The sequence below is a fragment of the Streptomyces sp. NPDC044003 genome (assembly GCF_056435185.1).
In genome coordinates, this window is record NZ_JBWKFA010000006.1 from 163,926 (window position 1) to 180,409 (window position 16,484).

13 protein-coding genes are annotated in these 16,484 nt (G+C 72.3%); 9 read left to right on the forward strand and 4 right to left on the reverse strand.

Annotation, left to right across the window (positions count from 1 at the left end):
* The 5 genes from AC07AW_RS24155 to AC07AW_RS24175 all read left to right on the forward strand — a co-directional run bounded on the left by AC07AW_RS24155 (nt 1) and on the right by AC07AW_RS24175 (nt 8,794).
* Nucleotides 1–1,380, forward strand: a complete 1,380-nt coding sequence (locus AC07AW_RS24155) for a dihydrolipoamide acetyltransferase family protein (protein WP_478817520.1) — start codon at nt 1–3, stop codon at nt 1,378–1,380.
* 138 nt (nt 1,381–1,518) lie between these two features.
* Nucleotides 1,519–6,237 (forward strand): DUF6531 domain-containing protein, encoded by a 4,719-nt coding sequence (locus AC07AW_RS24160; RefSeq protein WP_478817521.1) that lies wholly within the window; start codon nt 1,519–1,521, stop codon nt 6,235–6,237.
* A 17-nt stretch (nt 6,238–6,254) separates the two neighbouring features.
* Nucleotides 6,255–6,749, forward strand: a complete 495-nt coding sequence (locus tag AC07AW_RS24165; RefSeq protein ID WP_478817522.1) for a hypothetical protein — start codon at nt 6,255–6,257, stop codon at nt 6,747–6,749.
* A gap of 81 nt (nt 6,750–6,830) precedes the next feature.
* Nucleotides 6,831–7,505, forward strand: coding sequence for a GntR family transcriptional regulator (locus AC07AW_RS24170; protein ID WP_478817523.1), 675 nt, complete (start codon nt 6,831–6,833; stop codon nt 7,503–7,505).
* On the forward strand, nt 7,502–8,794 hold the full coding sequence (locus AC07AW_RS24175) for an MFS transporter (protein WP_478817524.1): 1,293 nt from the start codon (nt 7,502–7,504) through the stop codon (nt 8,792–8,794). Before AC07AW_RS24170 ends, AC07AW_RS24175 begins: the two co-directional genes overlap by 4 nt.
* 54 nt (nt 8,795–8,848) lie before the next feature.
* Here AC07AW_RS24175 and AC07AW_RS24180 read toward each other — a convergent pair whose 3' ends face one another.
* Nucleotides 8,849–9,676, reverse strand: a complete 828-nt coding sequence (locus AC07AW_RS24180; RefSeq protein ID WP_478817525.1) for a maleylpyruvate isomerase family mycothiol-dependent enzyme — start codon at nt 9,674–9,676, stop codon at nt 8,849–8,851.
* 155 nt (nt 9,677–9,831) lie between these two features.
* Between AC07AW_RS24180 and AC07AW_RS24185 the strand changes: the two genes are divergently transcribed.
* Together AC07AW_RS24185 and AC07AW_RS24190 are read left to right on the forward strand one after the other, a co-directional pair.
* Nucleotides 9,832–10,635, forward strand: a complete 804-nt coding sequence (locus AC07AW_RS24185) for a carbon-nitrogen family hydrolase (RefSeq protein WP_478817526.1) — start codon at nt 9,832–9,834, stop codon at nt 10,633–10,635.
* A gap of 29 nt (nt 10,636–10,664) precedes the next feature.
* A complete protein-coding gene (locus AC07AW_RS24190) occupies nt 10,665–11,783 on the forward strand; it encodes an SMI1/KNR4 family protein (RefSeq protein WP_478817527.1) in 1,119 nt (372 codons plus the stop codon).
* A 7-nt stretch (nt 11,784–11,790) separates the two neighbouring features.
* Here AC07AW_RS24190 and AC07AW_RS24195 read toward each other — a convergent pair whose 3' ends face one another.
* Nucleotides 11,791–12,399, reverse strand: a complete 609-nt coding sequence (locus tag AC07AW_RS24195) for a hypothetical protein (protein WP_478817528.1) — start codon at nt 12,397–12,399, stop codon at nt 11,791–11,793.
* A gap of 116 nt (nt 12,400–12,515) precedes the next feature.
* Between AC07AW_RS24195 and AC07AW_RS24200 the strand changes: the two genes are divergently transcribed.
* Entirely contained in the window at nt 12,516–13,700 is a 1,185-nt protein-coding gene (locus tag AC07AW_RS24200; protein WP_478817529.1) for a trans-sulfuration enzyme family protein, read from the forward strand.
* Nucleotides 13,701–13,702: 2 nt separating this feature from the next.
* Here AC07AW_RS24200 and AC07AW_RS24205 read toward each other — a convergent pair whose 3' ends face one another.
* Nucleotides 13,703–14,194, reverse strand: a complete 492-nt coding sequence (locus tag AC07AW_RS24205) for an LURP-one-related/scramblase family protein (RefSeq protein WP_369145235.1) — start codon at nt 14,192–14,194, stop codon at nt 13,703–13,705.
* A gap of 131 nt (nt 14,195–14,325) precedes the next feature.
* Between AC07AW_RS24205 and AC07AW_RS24210 the strand changes: the two genes are divergently transcribed.
* Nucleotides 14,326–16,119 carry an NHL domain-containing thioredoxin family protein gene (locus AC07AW_RS24210; RefSeq protein WP_478817530.1) on the forward strand — a complete coding sequence of 598 codons (1,794 nt, stop codon included), beginning with the start codon at nt 14,326–14,328 and terminating at the stop codon, nt 16,117–16,119.
* Here AC07AW_RS24210 and AC07AW_RS24215 read toward each other — a convergent pair whose 3' ends face one another.
* Nucleotides 16,120–16,443 (reverse strand): hypothetical protein, encoded by a 324-nt coding sequence (locus AC07AW_RS24215; protein ID WP_478817531.1) that lies wholly within the window; start codon nt 16,441–16,443, stop codon nt 16,120–16,122.
* Nucleotides 16,444–16,484: the final 41 nt, after the last annotated feature.

The following is a 16,484-nucleotide window of genomic DNA, read 5'->3' on the forward strand; positions in this document are numbered from 1 at the left end:
ATGACGATCCGCGAATTCAAGATGCCCGACGTGGGCGAGGGCCTGACCGAGGCCGAGATCCTCAAGTGGTACGTCCAGCCCGGTGACACCGTCACCGACGGGCAGGTCGTGATCGAGGTCGAGACGGCCAAGGCCGCCGTCGAGCTGCCGATTCCCTTCGACGGCACGGTCCACGAGATCCTCTTCCCCGAGGGCACCACGGTCGACGTCGGCCAGGTCATCATCTCGGTGAACGTCGGCGGCGGCGCCGCTCCCGAGGCGCCGGCCGCGCCGGCCGTGGCCGCCGCCCCCGCGCCGGAGCCGGTGGCCGAGCCGGAGGCCGCCGAGCCGGAGGGCCGCCAGCCGGTCCTCGTCGGCTACGGCGTGGCCGCGAGCTCCACCAAGCGCCGGGCTCGCAAGGCGACGGCCGCTGCGCCCGTCTCCGTACCGTCGGTTCCCGAGCAGCTGAACGGTCACGCCCCCGCGGGTGCCCGCCCGCTGGCCAAGCCGCCGGTGCGCAAGCTCGCCAAGGACCTCGGCGTCGACCTGGCGTCGGTCACCCCGACCGGCCCGGACGGGATCATCACCCGCGAGGACGTCCACCGCGCGGCGGCCCCCGCCCCGGTGGTGGAGACGGCCCCGGTCGTCGCCCAGGCCCCCGCGGCCGCGCCGGCCCCGGCGCCCGCCGTCTCGGCGGACGCCCGGGAGACCCGTATCCCCATCAAGGGCGTACGGAAGGCCACGGCGGCGGCGATGGTCGGCTCGGCCTTCACCGCGCCGCACGTCACCGAGTTCGTGACCTTCGACATCACGCGCACGATGAAGCTGGTCGAGGAGCTCAAGTCCGACAAGGACATGGCGGGCCTGCGGGTCAACCCGCTCCTCCTCATCGCCAAGGCCGTCCTGGTCGCGGCCAAGCGCAACCCGGACATCAACGCGGCCTGGGACGAGGCGGCGCAGGAGATCGTCCTCAAGCACTACGTGAACCTGGGCATCGCCGCGGCCACCCCGCGCGGTCTGATCGTGCCGAACATCAAGGACGCGCACGCCCAGACCCTGCCCGAGCTCTCGAAGTCCCTGAGCGAGCTCGTCGCCACCGCCCGCGAGGGCAAGACGACCCCGGCGGCGATGCAGGGCGGCACCTTCACCATCACCAACGTCGGCGTCTTCGGCGTCGACACCGGTACGCCGATCCTGAACCCCGGCGAGTCCGCGATCCTCGCGGTCGGTGCGATCAAGCTCCAGCCGTGGGTCCACAAGGGCAAGGTGAAGCCGCGTCAGGTGACCACGCTGGCCCTCTCCTTCGACCACCGCCTGGTCGACGGCGAGCTCGGTTCCAAGTTCCTGGCGGACGTCGCCGCGATCCTGGAGAACCCGAAGAGGCTCATCACCTGGGCGTAGTGGCGAGGTTCGTCCGTTTCACGTGAAACATCCGGCGGTGGCTCATGCCACCGCCGGATGCGTTTCCGCGTCCTTCTCCGTGGTAGGACTGTTCCGCTTCGCGAACGAGACGAACCACACGGACGCACAGGGGGAAGCATGGCGGTCACGGTGCCCGGCTGGGCGGACACGCTCCTCGACCTCATAGGCGTGGCCTGGCCCAATGTGGACGAGGACGCCTACCGGGACATGGCGGACTCCCTACGGGAATTCGCCGACGACCTGGAGGACGACGGACAGCTCGCCAACAACCATGTGCAGCGGCTGCTCTCCTCCGGGCACGGCGAGGCCCTCGACGCCCTCAACGGTCACTGGGGCAAAGTCAAGGACAAGCACATCAAGGACATCGCCTCGGCGGCGCGCACCATCGCCGACGGTGTCGACGCCGCCGCGGTGGCCGTCGAGGTCATGAAGGGCGCGGCTCTCGTCCAACTCGGCTATCTGGCCTCGGAAGCCGGTATCGCCCTCTCCCTCATCCCGGTCACCGGCGGGCTCTCCGCGCTGATCGGCGCGGGCGCGATGCGGGCCACCCAGGAGGTGGTCAAGCGCCTCATCAAGGAGTGCATGGAGGAGGCGGTCTCCTACATCGTCTCGGCGATGACCGAGCCGGCCGTCGCCGCCCTGGAGAACCTCGCCGCCGACCTCGTCGTCCAGCTCGGCGCCACCGCCCTCGGCCTCCAGGACGGGGTGAACCTCGATCAGGCCAAGCAGGCGGGCGCGGACGGCTTCAAGGACGGCGTGCAGTCCTCCAAGGACGCCCTGAAGCTCGCCTCCGCGGGCGGCTCGGGCGGCGGTCCCGGCGGGGGCAAGGGCTTCTCCATCGACCATGCCGAGCACGACCACGCCGGCACCCAGCTCAACGGCGTCAGCGTCGCCATCCACGGCAAGACCAGCGGGAAGCTCACCAAGGCCAGGTCGCACCACGGCCGCACCCGTGGCCGCGACTCCATCGCGCAGGCCCTCGACCCGGTCCTCGACAAGGCGATGGACGCCCTCGCCAAGTCCGCCACGACCATGGGGGACCACGTCGGCAAGACGCTCCCCAAGGCGGTCAAGCAGATCTCCGTCGACCACAAGAACCACGACGACGACGTGCGCGTCCGCCTCGCCAACGAGCGCCGCAAGCACGAGGACGGCGGCGGCAAGGGCCCCGGCGGCGGCCCGAACGACAAGCGCGGCCCGTCCGCCGTGAAGCCCGACTCGATGAAGGACGCGAAGGACGACCCGCGGGGCAAGGGCACCCCCGTCAACACCCGCCGCTGCGCGACCGACCCGGTCGACATCGCCTCCGGCGAGATGATCCTCGCCCAGACCGACCTCGCCCTGCCCGGCGTCCTGCCCCTGATCCTGCGCCGCACCCACCTCTCCGGCTACCGCTACGGCCAGCTCTTCGGCCGCAGCTGGGCCTCCACCCTCGACGAACGCATCGAGCTCGACCCCCGGGGCGGGGCGCTCCTGGCCCGCGAGGACGGCTCCGTGCTCGTCTACCCGAGGCTCCCGCAGGGCGAGGACGACGAGGTGTGGCCGGTCGAGGGGGCCCGGCTGCCGCTCTCGCTCGCCGACGCGGGCGCGCTCGGCGAGGTCACGTACGCGCTGCGCGACCCGCACGCCGGACTCACCCGCCACTACACCGGCAACCCGTTCCGCGGCACGCTCTACTACTGGCTCCGCTCGATCGAGGACCGGCACGGAAACGTCGTCCACATCCAGCGCGGCGACGACGGCCTGCCCTCCTCCGTCGTCCACGAGGGCGGCTACCGCGCCCTCGTCCTCACCGACCCGGAGGCGGGGCGGGTCACCGGCCTCTCCCTGTACGCCCCGGAGGGGGCCAGGACCCTGACCTCCTTCGGGTACGACCCCTTCGGCAACCTCGACACCGTCACCAACTGCTCCGGCCGCCCGCTCCGGTTCACCTACGACGACCAGGCCCGCGTCACCTCCTGGACGAACCGCAAGGGAGCCGTCTACCGGTACGTGTACGACGCCGCCGGCCGGGTCGTCGAGACCATCGGCCCCGACGGCTTCCTCTCCTCCCGCTTCGCCTACGAGACCGACGCCGCCACCGGACACCGCCTCACCCGCTTCACCGACTCCACCGGGGCCGTCGCGGTCGTCCGGCTCAACGAGCTCGGCCAGGTCGTCGCCGAGACCGACCCGCTCGGCAACACGGTGCTGCGGAGCTGGGACCGCCACGACAACCTGCTCTCCCGCACCGACCCGCTCGGCAACGAGGCCCACTTCACCTGGGACGACCACGCCGACCTCACCCGTATCCGCTTCCCCGACGGCACCGAGGCCACCACCGCCTACGACGCCCTGCACCTGCCGGTCGCGGTCACCGGACCGGACGGCACGACCTGGCGCCAGACCTTCGACGCGCGCGGCAACCGCACCGAACTCCTCGCCCCGGACGGCGCGGTGACCCGCTTCACCCACGACGCCTTCGGCGCGCTCACCGCACGCACCGGCCCGGACGGCGCCACCGAGCGCTTCACCACCGACGACGCCGGGGTCACCCTCACCGCCACCGACGCCCTCGGCCACAGCTACGCCGTCGCCCGTGACGCCTACGGCCGCCCGGTGCGCGGCACCGACCCCACCGGCGCCGTCACCGCCATGGAGTGGACGCCGGAGGGCTGGCTCTCCCACCTGACCGGCCCGGACGGCAGCACCGAGAGCTGGACCTGGGACGAGGAGGGCAACTGCGCCTCCCACACCGACGCGACCGGCGCCACCACCCGCTTCGAGTACGGCCATTTCGACCTGCTCACGGCCCGCACGGGCGCGGACGGGGCCCGCTACGCGTTCCGCTACGACACCGAGCTCCGGCTCACCGAGGTCCTCGGCCCGCAGGGCCTGACCTGGACGTACGTCTACGACGCGGCCGGCCGGCTGGTCGCCGAGACCGACTTCGACGACCGCACCGTCCGCTACGCCTACGACGCCTGCGGCCGGCTCGTCGGACGCACCGGCCCGCTCGGCGACACCACCACCCTCACGTACGACGCCTGCGGCCGGCTCCTCACCAAGGAGATCGCCGGCCGGACCACGCGCTACACCTACGACGCCGCCGGCCGGATCACCTCGGTCACGGCACCCGACTCCACCCTGACGCTGGAACGGGACGCCCTGGGCCGGGTCCTCGCCGAGACCGTCGACGGCCGCACCCTGCGGTACGAGCGGGACGCGGCGGGCCGGGTCGTGCGCCGCACCACGCCCACGGGCGCGGTGTCGACCTTCGCCTACGACCCCACCGGGCAGCGCACCGAGCTGGTCAGCGGCGGGCGCGTGCTGCGCTTCGGCCGGGACGCCCGGGGCCGTGAGCTCAGCCGGGTCTTCGGCGAGGCCGACCGGCCCGTGACGCTGGCCTCCGAGTGGAACGCGGCGGGCAGGCTGGCCGGGCAGACCCTAACGGGCCCCCAGGGCGAGCTGCGGTCACGCGGCTACGCCTACCGGGCCGACGGCTGCCCGGAGGAGGTGACCGACCGGCTGACCGGCCGTGTCACCCTCTTCGGTCTCGACGTGGTGGGCCGCCCGACCGAGGTGACCGCGGACGACTGGTCGGAGCGCTACTCCTACGACGACCTGGGCAACCAGACCCACGCCGACTGGCCGGACCGGGCGCTGCGGGACGAGGGCCGGGGCGCACGCAGCTACGGGGGCACCCGGGTCCTGGCGGCCGGCGCGGTCCGCTACGAGTACGACGCCGCGGGCCGGGTGGTGCTGCGGCAGCGGACCCGGCTCTCCCGCAAGCCGGAGACCTGGCGCTACACCTGGGACGCCGAGGACCGGCTGACGGCCTGCCGGACACCGGACGGGACGCTGTGGACGTACGCCTACGACCCGCTGGGCCGGCGCACGGCCAAGCACCGGATGGCGGAGGACGGCCGGACGGTCGTGCATTCGGTCCGGTTCACCTGGGACGGAAGCCGGCTCGTCGAGCAGACGGACTCGGCCCAGGGCACCACGCTCACCTGGGAGTACGAGGGCCGCCGGCCGCTCGCCCAGCTGGAGCAGCGCACGGACACCGAGGAGAGCCGCTTCTTCGCGATCGTCACGGACCTCATCGGCACCCCGAGCGAACTCGTCGGCGAGGACGGGGAGGTCGCCTGGCACAGCCGGACCACCGTGTGGGGCCACACCACCTGGAACCGGGACGCCGTCGCGTACACCCCGCTGCGTTTCCCCGGCCAGTACGACGACCCGGAGACGGGCCTCCACTACAACCTGCACCGCCACTACGACCCGGCGACCGCCCGCTACACCAGCCCCGACCCGCTCGGCCTCGGCGCGGCGCCCAACCCGGTCGCCTATGTGCTCAACCCGCACGTGCGGATGGACCCCGAGGGCCTGATCGCCAAGGGGTGCACGGAGGACGGCGGCTGGTACAGCGGACTCCAGCCGGCGAACCTCAAGAACGACGACGGGACGCGCCGCACCGACGTCGACATGGAGATCAACCACATCCCGGCGAAGGACTCCTACGCCCATCTCGACCAGGCCGGTTTCCGGAAGACGAAGAGCGGCGGCGCGGGCATGGGCCCGGCGATCCGCATGGAGTACGACGACCACCGCGGCGTGACGAGCACCGGCTCCAGCAAGGAGGCCGACCAGTGGCGTGCGGACCAGCGGGCGCTCATCGACGCGGGCCGCTGGGACGAGGCGATGATGATGGACATCAACGAGATCCGGGAGCTGTACGGCGACAAGTACGACACCCATATCGCCGATATGATCGAGAGCCTCAAACACAACCGCAAATTCCAGAAAATGCTGGCAGACCGCGGCTGGACGATTGACTACGACATCCTGAAATAGAAAGGCATGGGTGGGGAATGGACCTGCTGCTCGAACCCCCGCACGGTGTCGGGCCGGTGCGGCTCGGGATGACGCTCGACGAGGCGGTCGCGGCCGTGTCGCCCTGGGGCGAGCCCCGGGTCCGCACCCGCCCCAACCGTGTCCTGGTGACCATCTCGGCGAAGTGCGACAAGGTGGGCGTGGAGGTGCTCCTGGAGGAGGAGGACACCGTCACGGCGGTCGAGCTGTGGTGGCCGGGCGAGGGGCGGGAGACCTCGACCCGGGTCCTGCTCGACGGCGAGGACGTGTTCCGCGTCCCGGCCGACGAACTCCTGGCGCGGGCGGCGGAGCGCGGCTGGACGGTCGACGCGGAGAATCCGGAGAATCCGGTGGTCCCGGGGGTCTCGCTCGGTTTCACGCGGCAGACCTCGCAGGAGGTCCAGCGGAATGCGGACGGAATTCCGGTCCATTTCACCTCCGTTCTCGTCGCGGGTGAGAAGTACTACGACTACCGCTACGAGAACGCGGGCTGAGTCCGCGGTCCGTACGGCCGGCCCCGTCCACGATGCGGACGGGGCCCTGTCTTGCACCTCTGTTGTATCTATGCTGTGCGCATGCCATCAGCGCCCGCCGGTCCCGCCCCCCAGCCCACCAGGCAGCCCCCCGCCGCCGACCGCGTCTACATGCACGTCAAGCAGGCCGTGCTCGACCGGCGCTACGAGGGAGGCACCCTCCTCACCGAGGGCGAACTCGCCCAGGCCGTCGGGGTGTCCAGGACCCCCGTCCGTGAGGCGCTGCTCAAGCTGGAGATGGAAGGGCTGCTCAAGCTCTACCCGAAGAAGGGCGCCCTCGTCCTCGCCGTCTCCGCGCAGGAGATCGCCGACGTCGTCGAGACCCGGCTCCTCGTCGAGGAGTTCGCCGTCCGCCGGGCCGTGCCCGCCCCCGTCACCCTCATCGCCCGGCTCGAAGAGCTCCTGGAGGAGCAGAAGCGGCGCGCCGAGGCCGGGGACCTCGCCGAAGTCGCCGTCACCGACCGCTGCTTCCACGCCGAGATCGTCCGGCACGCCGGCAACCAGATCCTCTCCCGCCTCTACGACCAGCTCCGCGACCGCCAGCTGCGCATGGGCGTCGCCGTGATGCAGTCCCAGCCCGACCGCGTCGCCAAGAACATCACCGAGCACGCCGAGATCCTCGACCGCATCAAGGCCGGCGACGTCGAGGGCGCCGCGCACTGCGTCCGCCAGCACCTCAGCTGGGTCAAGGTCCTGGTCCGGGGTGAGGACCGATGAGCACGGTCAGCCTGCCCGGCGATCCGCCCGGTGGAAGGCGGGCCGCCCTCGTCTGGGGCGTCGGCGTCGCCGTCTACTTCGTCGCCGTCATCTTCCGTACGTCCCTGGGCGTCGCCGGACTCGACGCCGCCGACCGCTTCGACGTCAACGCCTCCGCGCTCTCCACCTTCTCCATCCTCCAGCTGCTCGTCTACGCCGGCATGCAGATACCCGTCGGCCTCCTCGTCGACCGGCTCGGCACCAAGAAGGTCCTGACCCTCGGCGTCGTCCTCTTCACCATCGGCCAGCTGGGCTTCGCTCTCTCACCCTCGTACGGCACCGCGCTCGCCTCCCGCGCCCTCCTCGGCTGCGGCGACGCCATGACCTTCATCAGCGTCCTGCGGCTCGGCGGCCGCTGGTTCCCCGCCCGCCGCGGCCCGCTGATCGCCCAGCTCGCCGGACTCATCGGCATGGCCGGCAACCTCGTCTCCACCGTCTTCATCGCCCGCGCCCTGCACGGCTTCGGCTGGACGGCCACCTTCGTCGGCAGCTCCCTCGCCGGCGTCCTCGTCCTCGTCCTGCTGCTGCTCCTCCTCAAGGACCACCCCGAGGGGTACGAGCCGGAGCCCTCCACCCACGCGGGCGCCGCCTTCGTCCGCCGCCAGATCGCCGAGTCCTGGCGCGAGCCCGGTACCCGGCTCGGCCTGTGGGTGCACTTCACCACCCAGTTCCCGGCCATGGTGTTCCTGCTGCTCTGGGGCCTGCCCTACCTCGTCGAGGCGCAGGGCCTGTCCCGGTCCACCGCCGGAACCCTGCTCACCCTGGTCGTGCTCTCGAACATGGTCGTCGGCCTCGCGTACGGGCAGATCATCGCCCGCCACCACAGGGCCCGCGCCCCGCTCGCCCTCGGTACGGTCGCGGCCACCGCCCTGCTGTGGGGGACCACCCTCGCGTACCCCGGCCACGCGCCGATGTGGCTGCTCGTCACCCTCTGCCTGGTCCTCGGCGCCTGCGGACCGGCCTCGATGATCGGCTTCGACTTCGCCCGCCCGGCCAACCCGCCGGAGCGTCAGGGCACCGCCTCCGGCATCGTCAACATGGGCGGCTTCGTCGCCTCGATGACGACGCTGCTCGCCGTGGGCGTGCTGCTCGACGCGACCGGCGGCAACTACCGGATCGCGTTCTCCTCGGTCTTCGTCCTGGAGACCCTCGGCATCGTGCAGATCCTGCGCCTCAAGGCCCGCACCCACCGCAGGGAACGGGAACGGCTCGTCGCGAGCCGCGTCGAGGCCGTGCACGTGCCCGTGTAGAGAGCGCCGCGATCTACCGGGAGTCACCGCGCCCCGTATGGAGAGCGCCGCGATCTACCGGGGCGTCACCGCGAAGTTGTCCAGGATCGCCGCCGCGAGGTCGGCATCGCCCTCGGTCTTGACCCGGTCGGCCACCTCGGCCGGCCGAACCCGGCCGCAGGCGAGCCGGACGAACGTCTCCCAGTCCGTCGCCAGCGTCACCGCGGGGCCCAGCGACGGCGCGCCGTCGATCGAACCGCGGCCCTCCGCGTCGACCCGTACCGTCCGCAGGAACTCCACCGGGCCGGTCACGTCCAGCACCACCGCCGAGGACGCGGGCGCCCCGGCGTCCTTCGCGACCACGTTCGGCAGCGCCTCCAGGAGCACGTCACGGGCCACCAGCGCACCGGCCGAGTCCAGGTTGCCCGGCACGCCCAGCGCCGTCCGCAGGTCCTGCTCGTGCACCCACACGTCGAAGGCACGATCCCGGTAGGCCAGTTCGAGGGACTGCTCGGCGCCGAGGGGAGCGCGGATCAGATGCTCGGGGGAGCGGGACTCGTTGCGGAGCTGCCGGGCCCGCCGGATGAGGATGTACTCCAGCTCCGAGGTCATCTCCGGAGCCGTGTGGTGCCGCCGCACATCGACCTGGACCTCCATGTAGCGCGCGAAGTCACTGCGTACGTGGTACAGGTCGCGGGGCAGGGAGTGGATCGGCCGCGGATCGCCGAGCATCTCCGTCTCCATGCCGATCACATGGGACACGATGTCCCGCACCGACCAGCCGATGCACGGGGTCGGCCGGTTCCACTCGCCCTCCACGAGCGGCTGCACCAGCTCGGCTATCGCCTCGATGGAATGGGTCCAGGCGTCGGCGTAGTTCTGGAGGCTGGGATGGACGGTCACGGGACCCCTCGGCGGTTCTTCGGTGCGCGGGCTGAAAACACGACTGGGTGGGAGGCTCGGACGCTAAGTTACGCTGCCCGAAGGCACCCCGGCAGTGCTTTCGTGTGACGATCGTAGGCCGGTGTTGACGGCTCGAATGCCAGGACGGTGGTAGTGTGCGCGCCTCGCTGATCCAGATCGCGGTAGACCCGGACGAACCGGTCGAAGCCCGTCGTGCCCGCGTGGCGCGTCTCGTACGGGAGGAATCCGGCCGCGCCGACCTCGTCGTACTGCCCGAACTGTGGACCGTCGGCGCGTTCGCGTCCGACCTCTTCGCCGCCGAGTCCGAACCGCTGAACGGCCCCACCCACCGCGCCATGGCGGCCGCCGCCCGCGACGCCGGGGTCTGGCTGCACGCCGGCTCCTTCGTCGAGGCGGAGGGCGGCGCGCTCTACAACACCTCCCTCGTCCTCTCCCCCGACGGCGAACTCGTCGCCTCCTACCGGAAGATCCACCGCTTCGGCTTCGACAAGGGCGAGGCCGTCCTCATGGCCGCCGGCGAGGACCTCGTCACCGTCGACCTGCCGACCCTCACCGTCGGCGTCGGCACCTGCTACGACCTGCGCTTCCCCGAACTCTTCCGCGGCCTCGTCGACGCGGGCGCCCAGGCCTTCGTCGTCCCGGCCGGCTGGCCGGCCCGCCGCCGCGCCCACTGGACCCTCCTGGCCAGGGCCCGGGCCGTCGAGAACCAGGCGTACGTCCTCGCCTGCGGCACCGCCGGCACCCACGCGGGCGTGGAGCAGGCCGGGCACTCCATCGTCGTCGACCCCTGGGGCGAGACCCTCGCGGAGGCCGGCCCGGACGAGGAGATCCTGCGGGTCGTCCTCGACCCGGCGAAGGTCCGCACGACGAGGGAGGAGTTCCCCGCGCTGAAGGACCGGGTGCTGGGGATCGCGCCCCCGCGCAACCGCCGCGCCTGAACCCCTTCGGATCCGTGGAGAGGCACCTCGTGAACGACCAGGAGAAGGCGGCCTTCGCCGCCTTCGCCGCACTCTTCGGCCCGCCGCCCGAGGAGCCCGCCCCGCCCGTCGACTGGGACGCTGTCGAGGAGTGGCTCGGCCTGCGGCTGCCCGCCGACTACAAGGCCGTGGCCACCGCCTACGGCCCCCTCGACATCGGCGAACGACTCTGGCTGCACACCCCCTTCGCGAGCGACGCGCGCCTCTTCGACTACGGGAGCTTCGTCGAGGGCGGCCGCCGCGCCGCCCCCGGCGTCCTCCCCTTCGGCGCCACCCGCATGGCCGACACCCTCTACTGGGACACGACCGCGTCCGACGACCCGGACCGGTGGCCCGTCGTCGTCCATGTGCAGAACCTCGCGAACGCCGGCAAGGACCCCTGGCTCCGCCCCGGCACCACCCTCCTGCCCACCCTCACCGGCTTCGTCTCCGACGGACTGCGCCCGCACCTCGCCCGCAGCGGCGTCGCCGCCGGCGAGCTGACCGCCTGGACCCCGCCGCCCCGCCGCCCCGAACCCACCCCCGAGCAGCGGGCCGCGCTCGTCTCCGGCGGCACCGGACTCGACACGCTCACCGCCCTGCTCCCGCCGCCCGCCGAGCCGTACCTCGGCACGGAGAGCTGGGAGTGGCTGTACGAACGCCTCGGCACCCGCCTGCCCACCGAGTACGTCCGCCTGATGGAGACGTACGGCGGCGGGGAGGTGTGCCAGTGGCTGCGCCTCAGCGTGCCGCTGGGCACCGGCCGGTACGACCTGGCGGGCACGGAGGAGTGGTACGGCGACGCCTACCGGGGCCTGCGCGCCGACCACCCCCAGTACCACCCGCTGGCCGTCTGGCCCGAACCCGGCGGCTTCCTGCCCTTCGCCGACTCCATCGACGGCGACCAGCTGTGCTGGCTCACCGAGGGCGACACCCCCGACGACTGGCCGCTGATCGTCATCCCGCGCCACGCCGACCAGGGCCCGCCGCTCACCGGCACCCTCACCGGGACCCTCCTCGCCTGGCTGCGCGGCGAACTCCGCACGGAAGGCCTCCCCGGCCTCGTACGCCCCCACGAGGACCCGCTGGACGTCATCGACTTCGAGGCGTACGGACCGAGGGCCGACTAGCCCCGGCTCAGTACTGGGACTCGGTCCAGAAATGGGTGGCGCGGGCCAGGCCCGCCCTCACCGCGCCGATCCGGGTCAGGGCGGACCGGTCGACGCCCGCGAAGACCAGACCGAGGGCCAGATCCCCGCCCTCGGCACGCCCGTCGACGTGCACGGACAGCCTGTGGCCCTTGCCGCGCCCGGTCTCGCGGACGGTGATCCGGACGCCGGGGTCCTCGTCGTCCGCGGCGCGGGTCAGGACGTAGCCGTGCCTGTCGAGGGCCGCGAGCCGGTAGTGGTCGCCCGCGTGCCGCATCTCCAGGGCGCGCTGCTCCAGGGTGGCGCCGAAACGGTTCCGCGTCACGTACACGACCCGGTCGCCGACCCGCAGCGTGGACCGGTTCAGGCCCGGCAGCCTCATCCCCTCGACGTGCGGCCCGCGCGCCTCGAAGGAGGCGGTCGGCAGCCGACCGCCGCGCACCTCCGAGACGAGCGACTCGGGAGAGGTACGGGGCAGGGGACAGGTCAGCGTGATCTCACCGAACTCCGCCGACACCCCCTGCCAGCCGGCCCGGTGGTCGTGCCGGTTCCCCTCCCTCCACGCCCGGAGGTCGAAGGGGGTGACGTGGAGGTGCATGAACGATTCCTCGGCGAGGGCGGGGCGGGGGCGGGGGCGGGCTGTCAGATCATCGCCGAACCAATCTGCCGGGATTGGACCTGTGAGGGCAACCGACGCCTCCCCAGAATGAGTTCATGAGCAGTGACATCCGCCCCGAGACGCTCGCCGTCCACCCGCCCCACGTCGAGATCACCGGCAGCAGGCCCCTCGGCATCCCCCTGCACCAGGGGCACGTCTTCGCCTTCGACTCGGCCGACGCCCTCGCCGAGGGCTTCACCTCCCCGGACACCTTCCTCTACGCCCGCCACGGCAACCCCACCGTCCGCGCCCTGGAGGAAGCCGTCGCCCGCCTGGAGGGCGGCGCCGCCGCCCGGTCCTTCGCCTCCGGCATGGGCGCCATCAACGCCGTCCTCCTCGGCCTGCTCTCCAGCGGCGACCACGTCATCGCCCAGACCTGCCTGTACGGCGGGACGTACGCGGTCCTCACCGACCTCGCCGCCCGCTGGGGCGTCGACGTCACGTACGTCTCCGGCACCGACCCGGAGGAGGTGCGGGCGGCCCTGCGCCCCGAGACCCGGCTCCTCTACCTGGAGACCATCGCCAACCCCACCACCCGCGTCGCCGACGTCCCCGCGCTCGCCGCCGTCGCCGCCGAGGCCGGGGTCCCCGTCGCCGTCGACAACACCTTCGCCTCACCGCTGCTCTGCCGCCCCCTCGACCACGGCGCCGACATCGTCGTCCACTCCGCCACCAAGTACCTGGCCGGACACGCGGACGTCCTCGGCGGCATCGCCGTCTTCAAGGACACCGAGCTGTACGGTCGCGTCCGCCACCACGCCGTCGAACAGGGCGCGTCCACCGACCCGTTCGCCGCCTGGCTCACCCTGCGCGGCATGCAGACCCTCTCCCTGCGCATGGAGCGCCAGTGCGCGAGCGCCGCCGAGCTCGCCGCCCGGCTCGAAGCGCACCCGGCGGTCGAGGCCGTCCGCCACCCGGCCCTCGCGAGCCACCCGGACCGTGCCATCGCCGCGCGTCTGCTGCCCGGAGGCGGCGGCGGGGTCGTCTCGGTGGACCTCGCGGGCGGCCGGGAGGCGGGCCGTACCTTCGTCGAGGCGGTACGACTCGCCTCCCTCAGCGTCTCCCTCGGCGATGTGAAGACGCTGGTGATGCACCCGGCGTCCACCTCCCACCACCAGCTCGACGCGACGGCGCTCGCGGCGGCCGGCATCGGCGCGGGCACGGTCCGGCTGTCGGTCGGCATCGAGCACGTGGAGGACCTGTGGGCGGACCTGGAACAGGCGCTGACGAAGACCGGCTGAGGTCAGTCCTCCCTCTCCCGTTCCGCCATCCGGATGACGCACACGGCGACCGCGATCTGCAGCGCGGCGTCGGCGTCCTCGCGGACCACGTTCACGGCGTACGTCTCGCGGACGTGGAACCACTGCCGGGAGATGTGCGCCAGGAGTTCGCCCTCGTACTCGACGGTGAACTCCCGGTCCAGGATCCGCCCGCTGACGTCGAGGCCGGTGCCGTCGACGAGCGTCACCCGGTAGTGGTTGCGGAGCAGGGAGAGCCGCTTGCGGCGGACGGTCGCGAGGGGCCGCTCGTCCCGCTCGATCGTCATGGCGTCCCGGAGGCTGAACATCTTCTGCCGCAGGGTGACGAGGACCCGCCCGTCGGGATCCTTCAGCTCCAGGGTGTCGCGCAGCCGCAGCGCCTTGCCGTCGACGAGGAAGGCGTGGCGGCCCTGCTCGTCCTCGATCCAGTAGTCGTCGCCGATCGCGAAGATCTTGTCCCGTACGAGATATTTCACGGGCCTATGTCTGCCCGGCCCTGTGGGTTTCTCACCCGAAGAGGAACATGAACGCCGGCGCCAGCGCGCCGCCGATCAGGCGCTCCATCCGCTGTGATCCTGTGTTCACGTGCGGATGGCAAGCTTGAACCATGAACGACTCCGCGCCCACCCCCGCGCCCCGACGTGCCCGTGTCCGTGCCCCCGAGCTGATCGGCAAAGGGGGCTGGATCAACACCGGTGGGAAGGATCTGAAGCTCGCCGACTTCCGAGGCCGCGTATTGATCTTGGATTTTTGGACGTTCTGCTGTGTGAACTGCCTGCACGTCCTCGACGAGCTGCGGGACCTGGAGGAGAAGCACCGCGACACGCTCGTGATCGTCGGGGTGCACTCGCCGAAGTTCGTGCACGAGGCCGAGCACCAGGCCGTCGTCGACGCCGTCGAGCGGTACGAGGTGCACCACCCGGTGCTCGACGACCCGGAGCTCGCGACCTGGAAGCAGTACGCCGTGCGCGCGTGGCCGACGCTCGTCGTCATCGACCCCGAGGGGTACGTCGTCGCCCAGCACGCCGGTGAGGGGCACGCCAACGCCATCCGGACGCTCGTCGAGGAGCTGGAGGCCGAGCACGAGGCCAAGGGGACGCTGCGCCGCGGCGACGGGCCGTACGTGGCACCCGAGCCCGTCGCGACCGACCTGCGCTTCCCCGGGAAGGCCGTCATCCTCGAGAACGGGAACTTCCTCGTCTCCGACACCACCCGGCACCAGCTCGTCGAGCTCGCCGAGGACGGCGAGACCGTCGTGCGGCGGATCGGCGAAGGCGTCTTCCGGGAGCCGCAGGGGCTCGCGCTCCTGCCCGGCGGCAAGGTCGTCGTCGCCGACACCGTGAACCACGCCCTGCGCACGTACGACCCGGAGACCGGTGCGATCGAGCTCGTCGCCGGCACCGGGAAGCAGTGGTGGCAGGGGTCCCCGACCTCCGGGCCCGCCCTCGACGTCGACCTCTCCTCGCCGTGGGACGTCGCCTGGTGGCAGGGCAAGGTGTGGATCGCCATGGCCGGTGTCCACCAGCTGTGGACGTACGACCCCGAGACCGGGACCGTGCACGTCGCCGCCGGGACGACCAACGAGGGGCTCGTCGACGGGCCTGCCGCCGAGGCCTGGTTCGCGCAGCCCTCCGGGCTCGCCGCCACCGAGGACCGGCTGTGGATCGCCGACTCCGAGACCAGCGCCGTGCGGTACATCGACACCGAGGGGGTCGTGCACACCGCCGTCGGCACCGGGCTCTTCGACTTCGGCCACCGCGACGGCGCCGCCGACCAGGCCCTGCTCCAGCACCCGCTGGGCGTGACCGCCCTGCCCGACGGCTCGGTCGCCGTCTCCGACACGTACAACCACGCCCTGCGCCGCTACGACCCCGCCACCGGCGAGGTCACCACCCTCGCCACCGACCTGCGCGAGCCCAGCGACGCGGTCCTCGTCGGCGGCGACATCGTGGTCGTCGAGTCCGCCCGGCACCGGCTGACCCGGCTGCGGCTGCCCGAGGAGGCCGTCCAGGTCGAGTCCGCCGCCTACCGGACGCAGCGCGAGGCCACCGAGGTCGCCCCCGGCAGCCTCCGCCTCGACGTCGTCTTCCAGGCGCCGACCGGGCAGAAGCTGGACGAGCGCTACGGTCCCTCGACCCGCCTCCTGGTCTCCTCGACCCCGCCGGAGCTGCTCCTCGGCGGTGAGGGGACCGGGACCGATCTCTTCCGCGAGCTCGACCTGAACCCGGAGGTGACCGAGGGCGTGCTGCACGTGTCCGCGATGGCCGCGTCCTGCGACGACGACCCGGCCAACGAGTACCCGGCCTGCCACGTCCACCAGCAGGACTGGGGCGTCCCGGTGAAGATCACGGCCGAGGGTGTCGCCCGGCTTCCGCTGATCCTCGCCGGCATGGACGGCTGATCAGCGGACGATCCCCTGGTTCCTGGACGGGCGCCCCGCGGCCCCGTCCAGGCACCCCTCCACCCAGGCCGCCGGATCGTGCACGGCCCGGTCGCCGCCCATCCCCTGCCGCTCCATGTCGGCGCACTCGCCGTCGCGCAGGGGGCGCCACTTCACGATCCGTACGGCCTGGAGGTAGCCGCCCTCGTAGGCGATGTCCGTGCCCCACGGGGGCCGTTCGTCGTAGTGCGCGATCACGGCTCCGCCCGCCGCCGTGGCGAGCACCACGGCGGTGGTGAGGACGGTGGCGAACTTCCCCCGGGGCGGGCCCTCATGACGTTCCATGAGGGCCACGCTGTCAGCGGGGGCCTTTCGCGGATGTTTCG